Origin of the sequence: Pseudoduganella buxea, from assembly GCF_009720835.1 — a bacterium.
Classification (GTDB): Bacteria; Pseudomonadota; Gammaproteobacteria; order Burkholderiales; family Burkholderiaceae_D; genus Rugamonas; species Rugamonas buxea.
Map to the genome: position 1 here is coordinate 1 of NZ_WNKZ01000052.1, position 14,929 is coordinate 14,929.

11 protein-coding genes and 1 tRNA gene are annotated in these 14,929 nt (G+C 65.7%); 6 read left to right on the forward strand and 6 right to left on the reverse strand.

The annotated features are described in order from the left end of the window. Window positions 1-92: 92 nt before the first annotated feature. Window positions 93-1,448: a site-specific integrase gene (locus tag GM672_RS17125; RefSeq protein WP_155471755.1), complete on the reverse strand. Its 1,356-nt coding sequence runs from the start codon at window positions 1,446-1,448 to the stop codon at window positions 93-95. A 144-nt stretch (window positions 1,449-1,592) separates the two neighbouring features. Next, a tRNA-Pro gene (locus GM672_RS17130) sits at window positions 1,593-1,669 on the reverse strand. Window positions 1,670-1,831: 162 nt separating this feature from the next. Here GM672_RS17130 and arsC point away from each other — a divergent pair. After that, complete coding sequence (gene arsC, locus GM672_RS17135) at window positions 1,832-2,179, forward strand: arsenate reductase (glutaredoxin) (protein WP_155471756.1); 348 nt, start codon at window positions 1,832-1,834, stop codon at window positions 2,177-2,179. A gap of 67 nt (window positions 2,180-2,246) precedes the next feature. Here the strand turns inward: arsC and GM672_RS17140 are convergent, their stop codons facing one another. Next, window positions 2,247-3,488, reverse strand: a complete 1,242-nt coding sequence (locus tag GM672_RS17140; protein ID WP_155471757.1) for a BT3233 family polysaccharide utilization protein — start codon at window positions 3,486-3,488, stop codon at window positions 2,247-2,249. 10 nt (window positions 3,489-3,498) lie between these two features. Next, the gene (locus GM672_RS17145; RefSeq protein ID WP_170300108.1) at window positions 3,499-4,902 is read right to left on the reverse strand and encodes a glycoside hydrolase family 88/105 protein; all 1,404 of its coding nucleotides are present in this window, start codon (window positions 4,900-4,902) and stop codon (window positions 3,499-3,501) included. Window positions 4,903-5,068: 166 nt separating this feature from the next. Here GM672_RS17145 and GM672_RS17150 point away from each other — a divergent pair, with 166 nt between their 5' ends. Continuing rightward, complete coding sequence (locus tag GM672_RS17150; protein ID WP_155471759.1) at window positions 5,069-6,226, forward strand: hypothetical protein; 1,158 nt, start codon at window positions 5,069-5,071, stop codon at window positions 6,224-6,226. A gap of 101 nt (window positions 6,227-6,327) precedes the next feature. After that, the gene (locus GM672_RS17155) at window positions 6,328-11,037 is read left to right on the forward strand and encodes a DUF3320 domain-containing protein (RefSeq protein ID WP_211517383.1); all 4,710 of its coding nucleotides are present in this window, start codon (window positions 6,328-6,330) and stop codon (window positions 11,035-11,037) included. A gap of 12 nt (window positions 11,038-11,049) precedes the next feature. On the opposite strand, the gene GM672_RS17160 is transcribed toward GM672_RS17155, so the two are convergent. Both GM672_RS17160 and ispB read right to left on the reverse strand, forming a co-directional pair. Beyond that, entirely contained in the window at window positions 11,050-11,739 is a 690-nt protein-coding gene (locus GM672_RS17160; protein ID WP_155471760.1) for a FadR/GntR family transcriptional regulator, read from the reverse strand. An 8-nt stretch (window positions 11,740-11,747) separates the two neighbouring features. Continuing rightward, complete coding sequence (ispB, locus tag GM672_RS17165) at window positions 11,748-12,731, reverse strand: octaprenyl diphosphate synthase (protein ID WP_155471761.1); 984 nt, start codon at window positions 12,729-12,731, stop codon at window positions 11,748-11,750. Between the two features lie 220 nt (window positions 12,732-12,951). Here ispB and rplU point away from each other — a divergent pair, with 220 nt between their 5' ends. The 3 genes from rplU to obgE all read left to right on the forward strand — a co-directional run bounded on the left by rplU (window position 12,952) and on the right by obgE (window position 14,894). After that, entirely contained in the window at window positions 12,952-13,263 is a 312-nt protein-coding gene (gene rplU / locus GM672_RS17170) for a 50S ribosomal protein L21 (RefSeq protein ID WP_130185982.1), read from the forward strand. A 38-nt stretch (window positions 13,264-13,301) separates the two neighbouring features. Continuing rightward, window positions 13,302-13,565, forward strand: coding sequence for a 50S ribosomal protein L27 (gene rpmA / locus GM672_RS17175; RefSeq protein ID WP_155471762.1), 264 nt, complete (start codon window positions 13,302-13,304; stop codon window positions 13,563-13,565). A 219-nt stretch (window positions 13,566-13,784) separates the two neighbouring features. After that, window positions 13,785-14,894 carry a GTPase ObgE gene (obgE, locus tag GM672_RS17180; protein WP_155471763.1) on the forward strand — a complete coding sequence of 370 codons (1,110 nt, stop codon included), beginning with the start codon at window positions 13,785-13,787 and terminating at the stop codon, window positions 14,892-14,894. Window positions 14,895-14,929 lie beyond the last annotated feature (35 nt).

The following is a 14,929-nucleotide window of genomic DNA, read 5'->3' on the forward strand; positions in this document are numbered from 1 at the left end:
CGCCCTGCGCCACCTGCTTGATCGCTGCAATCTTGAATTCCTCTGTGTACCGCTTACCGCTCATATCTTCTCCTTGTGCCCGACATTATGGCTCAGGAGTGTCTACGATAGTCGTGGCGATTCAGTGCTCTAAAAATGGGGGGATTACCGGGTGTCTTCAAATTCAATGTTGGAAGGTGCGCTTTGACCTTCGGGTTGCGTCTGTCGGACTGGATCATGTCGATGTTCTGCTCGCCTGTAAGCTTGCTGGCGTAGAAGCGCTCAATCATCTCTACGGATGTGCGGGCATTTCGGGCAAGCGTCAGCAGGTCGATCTTGTCGCCGTCGAGCAGCCTGAACATGATGCTGGTATGCCGCAAGCTGTAGATCGTGCGTGCTTCACCTTGCGGGCCTTTCTTGAAGTCCAGATCGTCCAGCAGATAATTGAACTGGTGTTGAAGTTCGCGTAACGCGGTGTCGCGATTCGGATATTGGGGCATGAACACGTAGTCATCCGGCTCCGCGAGGCCGTCAGCGGCATAGATGGATTTCAGTTGCTCGTAGACCGTGACCGCTTCTGCCATCGTTACGATTGGGCCGTCCTTGTTCTTGCTCTTTGGCAGTGACAGGCGCAAGTAGGTCTGGTCGGAACGCACAATTTCCACGTGCTTGTGCTGCATGTTTTTCAAGTCAGTAGGGCGGATGAAGCTGTTGACCATGAACTGAATCATCTTCGGCAAATCAGACGTAAATTTTAATGTGCGTGGAGGCCCGGTTTCAGTCGCCTGCACCTTAACAGCCGTGCCTGCAAGCTTGGTTGCTTCGACAATCAGTGCGCGATACTGGGCGTCAGGAAACCATCCACGCGGCTCGTCTTTTTTCTTTATGGTCGGGAAATTCGGCACCGCAAGAAGTAGCTGGCGATGTAGCGCATATTCCATCACCTTGTAGACGATGCCCAGATGTCGCTGAATCGAAGATGGCGAAAGATCAATCCCGATTTTTCCGACGAAGTCTTGCAGGGTAGCGAACGATATAGTGGCGAGTTCCAAGGCACCAAACTCGGGCAGGATGCGCTTGTTGAGCATATAGATGTCGTTGTCGTGCGCCATCTTGGAAAGTTCTCCACGCTCGACCCTCGACTTCTGCGCCTCAAGCATCTTGCCTGCGCATATATCGAAGCGTGTTCCTTGGGTGAGGGCCTTGCCGGTGGCCTGCGCGTGAAGGATGCGGTTATAGGTCGCCTTGGCGAATTCGATCGCTTCCTGCTTGTCAGTGGTTTTTGTGCTCAGCTTGACCGTCTTGCCACTCTCGAAGCACCTGACTTGCCAAAACGGGCTTGCTTCGATCCGGTATATTTTAAGCTTGTCTGGATACCCGCGCACAGACGTGAGACTGTCTGGGATCGGCACAGTGCGCGTTGATTTGCTGGAGGGAGAAGTGCTTGGGTCTGGAGCTGATTGCGTCACTGTCGCGATTCCGAAATACTAGGCCAGCTGCGCCGATATCAAAGGAAAACGGGCGTGCGAAACCAAACTAAAGTACTACACAGGATACTGTAGTACTTTCGGGAAAGCAACAATTAAGTAAGTTGTTGATTTTGCAGAAGAATTTGGTCGGGGTGAGAGGATTCGAACCTCCGGCCTCTACGTCCCGAACGTAGCGCTCTACCGGGCTAAGCTACACCCCGACTGGTAGGAGGCATTATTAAACCAGAACTTTTCCGGTTTTTCAACTGCTCGGCCGGGCCCTGTGGGCGCCTGCGTCAAGTACTTGTTGCAAGTGCCTGTTTTTACTATTATCCGCAGTCCGGCTGTCATCCCGATAGCCTGGCCACGCCCGAAGGAAGCCCATGCCCGTCACCATTTATCACAACAATGCCTGCAGCAATTCGCGCGGCGCGCTGGCGCTGATCCGCGCGGCGGGGATCGAGCCGGTGGTGATCGATTACGTGAAGACGCCGCCCGCCCGTGCGGCGCTGGCGGACATGATCGCCCGGGCCGGGCTGACGGTGCGGGGCGCCATGCGGGACAAGGGCGAGGTTTATGAGGCGTTGGGGCTGGCCGATCCGGCGCTGGGAGACGACGTGCTGCTGGACGCGATGATGGCCCATCCGGCCCTGATCAATCGGCCCTTCGTCGTGACGGACAAGGGCGTGCGCCTGTGCCGGCCGCCTGCCCTCGTCGCGGAGATTTTATGACGCCATGACGTCGCAACGTCATGAGGCGGGCCGCGCAGCCGGTTGAGGGGTGCGCGACCCGTGCCGTTCAGGGCTGCGCCTGCAGGCTGACCTTGACGGGGCTACGCGCGCGCTTGGCGGCATCGGCGACGTAGGCCTTCCACTGGTCGGCGCTGGTGATTTCGCCGGCGCGGCTCCAGGCGCCGCCGGCCCAGTAGCGCAGCGCCTGGCCCGGTTTGACGGGGGCCAGCACCAGCACATTGAGCGGGTCCTCGGCGAAGCCTTGCGCCGTCGGCAGCACGATGGCCGTGCCGAAGGCGCCCTTGCTGGCCTGCTCGATCCACTGCAGCAGCACGCCGTCCTTGGCGTCGCGGTGCACGGCGATCTTCGGCTGCTCGCCCTTGTCGCTAGGCGTCTTGTTCAGGCCCACCGCGGCCGTCAGGGTGGCCTTGTCCTTGAACTCGAAGGTGCTGTCGATCCGGTCCAGGTAGTGGCCCGCGTCGACCGTGAAGCGCTTCACTTCCGTCACGGGCGTGCCGGCCGCATCCCAGGCGTCGTAGCGCAGCTCGAAGATGGCACGCACGGGGCCGTTCGCCAATACCTTCCAGCCGGCGTAGTTCACGCTGGTGTGGAGCTGCTTGCCGTCCCAGATGCCGGTGCCGCCGGCGCCGCGCGACTTGCCGACGTTGTACAGGTCCATGCCTTCACCTTCGTCGTGGTGATAGTGGTCGTGCCCCTTGTTGTACCAGCGGTCGACGATGGGGTAGGGCACGCGCTTGAACCACAGGTCCAGGCCACTGGTCTGCAGCACTTCCTTGCCGCTGCCCGGTGGCGCCGGCGCCATCAGGGCCGGGCCGTAGGTGCGGTGCGCAACCTTGTCGTTCTCCCACGCGAAGTCGTCAAGCCGCTCCTGCACGTAGCGCGCGGTGGCCTGCACGGGGAAGGGCTGCGTCACGCCATCCGTCGTCTCGATGGTGTAGGTGGCGCTCTTCTCGCCGGCTTTGAAGCTGTGCTGGAAAATCAGTTCGCCATAGGCCGCGCCGACGTTCTGCGGGTCCTTGGCCAGCGGGGCCACGTTGGTGACCTGGTAGGGCACGGCGCGGCCGCCGGCATCCTTGACGGCCAGGCGCTGGATCAGCGCGCCGGGCAGGGCGCGGTTCACGTCGGCCCACGGAATCGTCACCGTTTCCGAAGCGCGCGCCATGTCCAGGTCGTGCGCCAGGGTCACGCGCAGGCTTGCGGCGTGGGCCGCCGCCTGCAGCAGCAGGGGCGCCAGCGCGGCGGCCAGCAGGGCAGGGCGCGCGGTAGTGAAGCGTCGTTGCAATGTCATCACAGGCCTTTCAATGGTGTTCGCGGTAGTCGGTCTGCCCCGCGCCTTTCGGCTGGTAGTGATAGGTGCGGACCTTGTACTCGATGTTCACGTTCGGGTTCTTGATCAGGCGGAGCATCTCGGCGCCGGCCATCAGCATCGGTCCATAGCCGTGCAGCGCATGCACGCTGGTCGGGCGATGGTAGTAATACACCTGGTCGCCCGCCAGGGTCGTGCCCACGCAGGTGCCTTCGACCTGGCCCTGTGCATTGATCTTCGACGACAGCCCCGCCCAACCCGCCTGCGCCACCGAGCCATATACCGTAGGGCTGATCCAGCCCTGGTTGATGGCGTGGGCGATGGCGTAGACGAACATGGCGCTGGCCGACGTCTCCAGGTAGGAGTCGTTCCGGTCGATCATCTGGTGCCACAGGCCCGTGCCGGACTGGCGCTCGGCGATGCCCTTCAGGTTCGCGCGCAGCTGGTTCAGCACCTTGTCGTAGCCGGGATGGTCCTTCGGCAGCACGTCCAGCAGGTCGCTCATGGCCAGCACGGCCCAGCCGTTGGCGCGCGACCAGTAGAAGCGCGGCGCGTCCGGCACGTGTGCATGCCAGCCGTGAGTGTAGATGCCCAGTTCGGGGTTGAACAGGTACTTGCTCATATTGAGCACATTGTTGACTGCATCGTCGTAGTACTTGCGCTGGCCCGTCATGCGGCCCATCTCGGCCAGCGCCGGAATGCTCATGTACATATCGTCGCCCCACAGCGAAACGGCCTGCGGGCGCTTGCGCGCCATGGTGCCGTCGGCCAGGCGGAACTGCTTGTTGGCGACCCAGTCGCTGCAGGTGGCGATCATCTGCGACAGGTCCGGGCCGATCTTCGCGGCGCGGGCACGCATCAGCGCGGCGCACATCGAGCCGGCGTCGTCCAGCGCGCGCGGGTCGAGGAAGCGCGAGAAGCTGTTGGCGCGCTCCAGGTGGAACTTCTGTTCCTGGGCGCGGAAGTAGGGCAGCTTGTCGCCGAAGAACTGCAGATGGCGCTGTGTCATCGCCGTGAAGCTCTTGTCGCCGGTGGCCTGGGCCGCCAGCAGCAGGCCGGAATGGACCACACCCATTTCGTAGACGAGGATGCCGTAGTCGCCGGCCGCTTCCTCGAAGACGGCATCGGCCACCGGCGTCTTGAAGTCCGTGATGGGCGCGCCCGTCTTGCGGTTCACGACCCGCGTCGGCGTCGCCTTGTCCATGTAGGCGCGGATGCGGTGCAGCGCATCGGTGATCTCGGCCGCCACGGGCATCTTGTACGGCACCGGGTAGGTGCCCTCGGAAGGGTCCTTCAGGTTCTTGTTGTCGGGGTTCCTGAAAGGGCCCTCGGCCTGGGCGCTGCCCAGCAGCGTGCAGCAAACCAGGGCGGCCAGCACTCGTGTCGTCTTCTTCACCTTGTCTCCGTCGCGCAGCAGGTGCGCCTGTATGGTGGATCGTTGTTGGATTGGTCAGACCATTCTAAAGTGGTCCGGCCAGTTGCGCAAGGCGGGCTGACCGCTTACGCGCGAACCGTGGACGCTTTATAATCTTGCCGATTAAACAAGTGGAGGGGCTGCGGCCATGTCGAAGACGAAGTTCCATTGGCTGCCGGCGCGGCACGATTTCGACGGCACCACCTGGCTGCATGCTTATGGCTACTTCGATGGCCTTTCCTGCGAAGTGGAATACAACGATGCCGACGGCACGTCTTCCCTGTTCCTGATCGACTGCAACGCATGGCCGCCGGCGGAAACCGATATGTCCGCGCTGCGGCCCGATGTCGGCGGCGGCGCGCTGGTGCTGGTCGGGGTCGAAGGGGAGCGCCAGTACTGGCGGCGCCTGCTGGAAGCATCCGACCATGGCGACCGCGACCTGTTCCAGTACGAAGTCCGGCTGGGTAGCGTCTTCACGTCCTTCGGGCCGCCCTTGCGGGGCGACTTCCATGCGCTGGACTGCGTCGTCGCCGGCGGCATTCTGTACGGCCTGCACCGCCCGGACGGCCAGGACGGGCGCTGCGTCAGCCGTGTCAGCGCGGAGGCGGCCGACACCATCTTCGCGCCGGAAGGCAGGGTGGTGCTGACGGGGATGGGTCCGGGCCGCATACTGATCGCCGTGCACGACCCGCACATGACGTCACTGAAGCAGGCGCGCTGCTGGCTGTGGGACGAGCGCCGGGCCACGCCACTGTCCGGTCCCCACCGCTTGCCCGCCATTCCAATCCAGGTGGACAGCGCGCTGGCCTGGCTGGGCGGCGACGACATCCTGTTCTGTTCCGTCACCGAGGCGCCGCACCCGAACAATATGGCCGGCCATGAGCGCACCTTGCACCTGCACCAGTTCAATTTCGTCACCGGCGCGCACCGGCAGGCGCCGCTGCCGCTGTTCGGCAGCACGATGCGATTCGATGCACGCATGTTCAAGAAGCAGCCGAAGCAGATGGTGACGGTGCAAAGCTTCGAGGGCGAGGTCACCATCTGCCGGGGCGGCGGCGATTGGTGGATCCTGAACTACCGCACGCAAAGGATCGGCAAGCGCACCGTCTGCTGGCTGTGGGACCAGGCCAGCGGCGCCGTGGTGAAGATCGCGTCGACCGACCTGCCGGGTCAGGACGTGCTGGCGGTGCTGTACTCGCGCGGGCTGGATGGTTATCTGGTATCGGTGCCCCACGCCATCCACCGGCTCGCCGGTCTGGAAGACATCGTCGCGGCCAGGGGCGACGCGGCGTTGCACTGGGCATAAAGCGTTTGTGCGGCCCCCTTCGGCGGGCGCGCTTTCTCTATAATCGCGGGACCGGCGCACTGCGGAGCGCCCCCACGATCCAGACGAAAAAGGCAGCAATCATGACAGTATCGACCGACGGCATGGCAGGCGAGGCAGGCGACGGCGCAACCGCCGCGGGCAAGGCCGGCCAGAGCGCCAACCTGCAGCGCCTGTTCGACGATACCCGCCGCCGCCTGGTGGAGACGGGCACGCGCAACCGCCTGGTGCACGTCAACCGCGCCAACACGCGCGGCAATGTCATCGCCATCGTCAACGAGCGCTCGAACGATACCCATGCCTGGCTGGCCGGCGGCAAGGCAATGCGCCTGCGCGCCATCGGCCGCGATGCGGAGCAGGAAGGCGACGCCGCCGACAGCGTGCGGCTGGCCGACGCGGGCGAGGAAGGCTTCGAGCCGGAACGCTTCCGCGACGGCTGGCTGGAAACCCGCCTGGGGCCGGACGCGCTGCAAAAGCGCCTGCTGAAGATCGCCCGCGAAGCCCGCACGGCCGAGGAAGAATCGGGCGTGAACGTGCTGTACCTGGCGTTGGGCTTCCTGACGTGGCTGGAGAACAAGCCCGGCACGCCGGTCCGCGAGGCGCCGCTGGTCCTGCTGCCGGTGGAGCTGGCGCGCAATCCCCGCACGTCCACCTACGACCTGCGCCTGCGCGACGAGGACGTCGTCACCAACCTGCCGCTGCAGCAGCGCCTGAAGGAGGACTTCGGCATCGTGCTGCCCGAACTGGAGATCGACGAGGGGTGGACCCCGGCTGCCTACTTCGCCCAGGTGGAAGCGGTGGTGGCCGCCCAGGGCGGCTGGCACGTCGACCGGGACGCCATGCAGCTGGGCTTTTTCTCGTTTTCCAAGCTGCTGATGTACCGCGACCTGGCACCGGATGCGTGGCCCGATGGCGCCATCGCCGGCCATGCTTTGACGCGCGGCCTGCTGTTCGAAGGCTTCACGCCGGCCCCGCCGCTGCTGGCGCCGGGCGAGCGGCTCGACGACGTGCTGCCGCCGGCGCGCATCTTCCATGTCGTCGATGCCGATGCATCGCAGGCAGTCGTCATCGAGGAAGCGCGGCTGGGCCGCAATCTGGTGGTGCAGGGCCCGCCCGGCACGGGCAAGTCGCAGACCATCACGAACATCATCGCCGCGGCCGTGCGCGAGGGGAAGCGCGTGCTGTTCGTGGCCGAGAAGATGGCGGCGCTGTCGGTGGTGCACGAGCGCCTCGTCAAGGTGGGCCTGCGCGACGTGTGCCTGGAGCTCCATTCGCGCAACGCCAACAAGAAGGCCGTACTGGCCGAACTGGCGCGCACCCTGAACGCGGCAGGTGACGTGCCGGCCGCCCCCGGCGCACCGGAAGCGCTGGCGCAGTCGCTGGCCTCCTTGAACGCCATCGCCGAGGCGCTGCATCAGCCCATCGGCGTCTCCGGCGAGACGGCATATACCGTGCTGGCGCAGCAGGCCCGCTTCATCGGCCAGGGGGTCCCGCCCCCGGTCATCGACGGCGCCGCCGTGGCCGCACTGCCGCCGCAGGAGCTGGATCTTTTGCTGGCACTGGTGACGCGCTACGGCGCCGTGCTGGCAGCCGAAGGACCGCCCGCCGTTCACCCGTTCGCCGGCACCGGCAACCTCGATCTGCAGCCGGTCGAGCTGACGCGCCTCGGCCCCCTGATGGAAACGGCGGCCCGGGCGTCGGACGCCCTGGCGACTGCCCTGCAGGCGGCGGCGACCGCACTGGACGTGGCGGTGCCCATCACGCGCCACGCCGGCACGCCGCTGGCCGCCACCCTGGCGCTGCTGCGCGGCTTGCCGCAGGATGGCCAGCCTGCCGCCGCCAGGATGCTGGTCGCAAGCGACCTGCCTCGACTGCGCGAGACCTTGGTGGCCGGTGCCGCATGGCGCACCGCGCGCGACGCTGCCGCGGCCTCGTTCATCGATGCGGCGTTCGCGGCCGCCACGCCGCTGCACCTGCGCGCGCCGCTGGTGGCGGGCACGCAGTCGTTCTTCACGCGCTGGGGCGGGGCCTACCGGGGCGCCTCGCGCGAACTGGCCGGGCTGCTGCGCGCGCCGCTGCCCAAGAGCGCCGGGGAGCGCCTGGCATTGGTCGACATCCTGATTGACGTGGCAGCGCGCCGCGAACGGTGGCAGCTGGATCAGTCCTTCTGCGCGACGACGCTGGGCGAATCCTGGCGCGGCGAACAGACCGATTTCGCCCGGTTGCTGGGCTATGCCAACTGGTGCATGGCGGCCCTGGCCGCGCCGTTGCGCATTCCCGTCGAACGCATGCTGCAGGTGGCGGCCCATTCCTCGCAGGTCGATGCGCTGTTGATCGCCATTGCCACGGCTGAAAGGGGCGCGGCGCCGCTGGACGAAGTACTCGATACGCTTGACGTGCAGCTGCCGGCCGATCATGACCTGGCCTTCGTCGCCGGCTGGCTGCGCGGCGCCGCCGGCAGCCTGCCCCGCTACGGCGGCTGGGTCGCGCTGCAGAAGAACCATGCGGCCCTGCAGGGTGCCGTGCCGGAGATCGCCGGGCGGATGCGCGACGGCGCGCTGGCCGCGGAAGCGGCCGCCACCGAGATCCGCTTCGCCCGCGCCGAGCAACTGTGGAACGCGGCGCGCGCGGCCTCGCCCGTGCTGCGCGAGCTGGGCGCCCGGGACCGGCATGCGCTGGTGGCGCAATTCGTCGCGCTGGAGCGCCAGCGCCTGAAGGAGAACGTCGCCACCATTGTGACCGGCCACCTGGCGCAGGTGCCGCAGGGCGCGATGGGCGACATGAAGACGGTGCGGGGCGAGATCGGCAAGAAGCGGGGCCATATGGCGCTGCGCAAGCTGTTCTCCAGCGCCGGCGGGGCCCTGCAGCGCATCAAGCCGGTCATGCTGATGAGCCCCATCTCCGTGGCCCAGTTCGTGCCGCCGGGCGCGCTGGAGTTCGACCTGCTGATCATCGACGAAGCGTCGCAGGTGCGGCCCGAGGATGCGCTGGGCGCCATTGCGCGGGCACGCCAGATCGTCGTCGTGGGCGACCAGAAGCAGTTGCCGCCGTCGTCATTCTTCGACCGTTTGCTGAGCGACGAGGCGGAGGACGAAGCGCCGGAAGAGCCGGAAGGCGAGGAGCTGCTGGGCAGCGCGGCCAAGGTGGGCATGCTGGAAAGTGTGCTGAGCCTGTGCGAGGCACGGGGCCTGTCGGGCCGCATGCTGCAGTGGCACTACCGCTCGCGCGACCCTTCCCTGATCCGCGTGTCGAATGCGGAGTTCTACGGCGATGACCTGATCCTGCCGCCGTCGCCGCTGGAAAAGAATCCGGCCTATGGCCTGTGCTTCACGCGCGTGGCCGGTGTCTACGACAAGGGTGGCAAGCGCGATAACCGCATCGAGGGCGACGCCATCGTGGCGCGCGTGGCCGAGCACGCGCGCCGCCATCCGGACACGTCGCTGGGCATCGTCACCTTCTCGTCGGCCCAGCGCAACCTGATCACGGAGCTGCTCGAGCTGCACCGCCGCGCCGATCCCGTGCTGGACGCCTTCCTGCGCGAGGGAAAAAGCGAGGACCTGTTCGTCAAGAATATCGAGAACGTGCAGGGCGACGAGCGTGACGTCATCCTCGTCAGCGTCGGCTATGGGCCCACGGTGGCCGGCGGTCGCCTGGCCAGCATGTCCTTCGGCCCCGTCAATGCCGACGGCGGCGAGCGCCGCCTGAACGTGCTGTTCACGCGGGCCCGCCTGCGCTGCGAGGTGTTCGCCTCGTTCGACCCGGCCGACATCGACCCGGCCCGCACCAGCCGCGCCGGCCCGCGCATCCTGAAGCGCTTCCTGGAAGCGGCGGCCAACCGGGCCGGCGTGCATGCCAGCGCCGGCCACGCCGCGCCCACCCCCTTGGAAGAGGACGTGGCCGACGTCATTCGCGGCCTGGGCTACGTGGTTGACCAGCAGGTCGGCTCGAAGGGTTTCCATATCGACCTGGGCGTGCGCCACCCGGACCTGCCGGATGCCTATCTGCTCGCGGTCGAATGCGACGGCCCCACGTGGCGCGATGCGCGCTGGGCCCGCGAGCGCGAACGCCTGCGCCAGGAAGTGCTGGCGCACCTGGGCTGGCGCCTGCACCGCATCTGGAGCACGGACTGGTTCTATCGCCGGGCCGGCGAAGTCGAGCGGCTGCGCCTTGCGCTGGAAGCGGCGCGGCACGCGGCGGGCGAGGCGGTGCGTATTGCCGGTGCCAATACCGGTTCGGGCACGACGATCCCCGTGGCCGACGTGGAACCGGATGCCGCGGTGATCGACGTGGCGCCGGCGGCCGCGCCCCGGATGCCCCTGTACCAGCGCTGCATCCTGCCGGTGGAGGAGGGCGATCCGGCCGAGCTGCCGTGGTACCGCCTGACGGAACTGGTGACGCGCATCGTCGCCGAAGAGGGGCCGATCCACGTCGAGGAAGCGGCGCGGCGGGTGGCGGCCGCCTACGGCAAGGACAAGGCAGGCGCGCGCATCGTCACCGCGACGCGCACGGCGCTGGAAAATGCCGGCCTGCTGTCGGACGGCACCTTCTGGTACACCCAGGCGCAGGCCGACGCGCCGCCCGTGCGCGACCGCTCGCAGGAAAGCGGCGCCACTGTCAAGGCGGCCAGTATCTCGATGCTGGAAATCCGCGCCGCGCTGCGGCTGGCGAGGGAGGAAAACGGCGGCGGGTCGGACGCGGACATGATCCGCTGCGCCGCCCGGCTGCTGGGCTTCAAGCGCGTGGGGCCGGAGCTCAATGAGCGGCTGGCCGCCGGGTTGGCAGAGGGGGACTGAAAAACGGGGCGTCTAGCCCCGCGAGAACGTGCGCGTGACGCGTTCGAGGTGGGCCCGCATCGCATGGCGCGCGCCGGCCGGGTCGCGCGCGGCGATGGCTTCGAGGATCTTGCGGTGATCCGGCAGCGTTTCCAGGCGCAGTTCCTCGGTCTGGTAATGCTCCTTCAGCTTGTGCCACAGGGTGCCGCGGTTGCTCCACAGGTATTCGATGACGCCGACGAAGGCCGTGTTGCCGGTGGCGCGGGCAATGGCCAGGTGGAAGTTGCGGTCGGCCTGCTCGTTGCTGGCGCGGTCCTCGTGGTGGCGTTCCATTTCTTCCACGGCGCGCAGGATCGCGTCGACCTGGGCACCGGTGGCCACCTTGGCCGCGATGGCGGCGATTTCCGACTCGATCAGGCGGCGCGCGGCCAGCACCTCGAACGGACCGGGGCCCGTTTCCGGCACTTCGGCCGGCAAGGGCTGTTCGCACACGTAGACGCCGGAGCCGCCCCGTACTTCGACGACGCCGCCCAGCTCCAGCGCGATCAGCGCTTCGCGCAGCGAGGCGCGGCTGACGCACAGCTTGGCCGACAGCTCGCGTTCGGCCGGCAGGCGCGCGCCCGGGGCGATGCGTTCTTCCTGGATCAACTGCTGCACGCGCTCGGCGACCACGCGGTACAGCCGCGGTTCGGGCGTGCCTGGCTCGCCGGCGGTCTTTTTCATCGCGCGGCTCAGTGGTTGCGATCGACGGCGAAGCGGGCCAGCTGCAGCAGCGAATCCTTGTAGCGGCTGTCCGGCATGGCGGCGATGGCGTCGATGGCGCGCTGCGCCGCCACCTGCGCCTCGCGGCGCGTGTAGTCGAGCGCGCCGCCCGTCGTGATGGCGGCCAGGATGGTGTCGAAATGCTGCTCGTCGCCGGACTCGATGCAGGCGCGCACCAGCTGGCGCTGTTCTTCCGTGCCGTGTTCCATCAGGTAGATCAGCGGCATCGTCGGCTTGCCTTCGCGCAGGTCGTCGCCCACGTTCTTGCCGATTTCGCTGGCATCCCCGGCGTAATCGAGCACGTCGTCGATCAGCTGGAAGGCCGTGCCCAGCGAGCGGCCGTATTCGCCGGCGGCGGCGATGGCCTCGTCGTCGGCACCGGCGATCAGCGCGCCCAGTTCGGCGGCCGCCTCGAACAGCTTGGCCGTCTTCGAGCGGATCACCTGCAGGTAGCTTTCCTGCGACACGTCCGGATCGTGCATGTTCAACAGCTGCAGCACTTCGCCTTCGGCGATGACGTTGGTGGCGTCGGACAGGATCTGCATCACGCGCATATTGTCCAGGCCCACCATCATCTGGAAGGCGCGCGAGTACAGGAAGTCGCCCACCAGCACGGACGCGGCATTGCCGAACAGGGCGTTGGCCGTGGCGCGGCCGCGGCGCAGCGACGATTCGTCGACGACGTCGTCATGCAGCAGGGTCGCGGTGTGGATGAACTCCACGACGGCGGCCAGCTCATGGTGGGCACTGCCCTTATAGGAATAGGCATTCGCCACCAGCAGCACCAGCACCGGACGGATGCGCTTGCCGCCGGCGCTGATGATGTATTCCGCGATCTGGTTGACCAGGGCCACTTCCGAATGCAGGCGCTGGCGGATGACGCCGTTGACGGCATCCATGTCGGCGGCGATGGTGCTGATAATGTTATTCTGGTTGGCTGGTGGGGTGGACAAGGCAGGCCTGCGTTGGACGGATTGAGTTGTCGCGAATTATACGACATGCGGCTCCCACGTTGCCGACATACCACGAGCGGATGCCTTTGTGAATACTTTTTGACGTCAATTTCCCGGCCATGTATAATCACAGGTTCCCCGGCCTCCGCCCGGTGCTTTTTCACGAGGCAGCAGGTGTCGAGGGAGGGAATTTTCTTAACATTTGATGAGGTTTCAAATCATGTACGCGGTCATAAAAACCGGTGGCAAGCAATACAAAGTTGTCGCTGGCGAAAAACTCAAAGTAGAACAGATACCTGCAGACATTGGTTCCGAACTCACCATCGATCAAGTCCTCGCCGTCGGCGCGGGCGACAGCATCAAGTTTGGTGCTCCACTGGTTGAAGGTGCAACGGTTCTGGTGAAAGTGGTTTCCCAAGGTCGTCACGACAAGGTCAAGATCTTCAAGATGCGCCGCCGTAAGCACTACCAGAAGCACCAGGGCCATCGTCAGAACTACACCGAAATCCAAATCGTTTCGATCAACGGCTAATCGCTGTTATCTGAATTTAGCTTATCTAGGAGCACTAAATGGCACACAAAAAAGGTGGCGGTACTACCCGCAACGGCCGCGATTCCGAATCAAAACGCCTGGGCGTTAAGGTTTACGGCGGTCAAACGATCAATGCAGGCGGCATCATCATTCGCCAGCGCGGCACCCCAGTGCGCGCCGGCGAAGGCGTGGGCACCGGCAAGGACCACACCCTGTTCGCCCTGGTGGACGGCGTTGTCAAGTTCGTCGTCAAAGGCGCTGGCAACAACAAGTTCGTCACCGTCGTTCCAGCTGCGCAGTAATCAGCGGAATCACGCACGGGGCAGCGGCGCTTGCCGTTGTTCCGGCTGAATGCAGGGTCGCTGCGGCTCGTTCCGGCGACCGGCATTCGGAAATTCAAGGGCTCTGCCGACGGTGGAGCCTTTTTGTTTGGCGCTGTCCTCGTTAAGTGTTGACCATGCCTCCGGCATGCGCCTTCAGCACTTACCGAGTACAGAGCCCTCTTTTTCAGGCGGTACATTATGAAGTTCATCGACGAAGCACGCATTGAAGTCATCGCCGGCAACGGCGGCAATGGCTGCGCCTCTTTCTGCCGTGAGAAATTCCGGCCATTCGGCGGCCCCGACGGCGGCGACGGCGGCAAGGGCGGCTCGATCTGGGCCGTGGCAGACCGTAACGTCAACACCCTGGTCGACTATCGCTATTCGAAAATGCACCGCGCCAAGGACGGCGAGTCGGGCCGCGGTTCGGACTGCTACGGCAAGGGCGCCGACGACGTGTCGCTGCGCGTGCCGGTCGGCACCCTGATCATCGACGAAGTGTCCGGCGAAATCATCGCCGACATGACCGAGCACGGCCAGATAGAACTGCTGGCCAAGGGCGGCGAGGGCGGCTGGGGCAATATCCACTTCAAGACGTCGACCAACCGCGCCCCGCGCCAGAAAACCGAGGGCAAGGAAGGCGAACGCCGCGAACTGCGCCTGGAGCTGAAGGTGCTGGCCGACGTCGGCCTGCTGGGCATGCCCAATGCCGGCAAGTCGACCTTCATCACGGCCGTGTCGAACGCCCGTCCGAAGATCGCCGACTATCCGTTCACGACCCTGCACCCGAACCTGGGCGTGGTGCGCGTGTCGCACGAGAAGAGCTTCGTCATCGCCGACATTCCCGGCCTGATCGAAGGCGCCGCCGAAGGTGCCGGCCTGGGTCACCAGTTCCTGCGCCACCTGTCGCGTACGGGCCTGCTGCTGCATATCGTCGACCTGGCGCCGTTCGAAGCCACGGTCGATCCCGTCAAGGAAGCCAAGGCCCTCGTCAAGGAACTGGAGAAGTACGACCAGGACCTGCTGGACAAGCCGCGCTGGCTGGTGCTGAACAAGGTCGACGTGATTCCGGCCGAGGAGCGCACCAAGCGCGTCAAGGACTTCCTGAAGAAGTTCGGCTGGAAGGGTCCCGTGTTCGAGATCTCCGCGCTGTCGCATGAAGGCACGCAGGAACTGGTCACGGCCATCTACCAGCACCTGGAGCAGAAGCGCCACACGGCGCAGCGCGCCGAGGAAACCCAGATGACCGAGGAAGCCCGTGGCATCTCGTCGATCGATCCGGATGACCCGCGCTTCAAGGTTCTCGATTAAAATCGCAGTACCTGTGACGTTGCCGGACTTGCCAC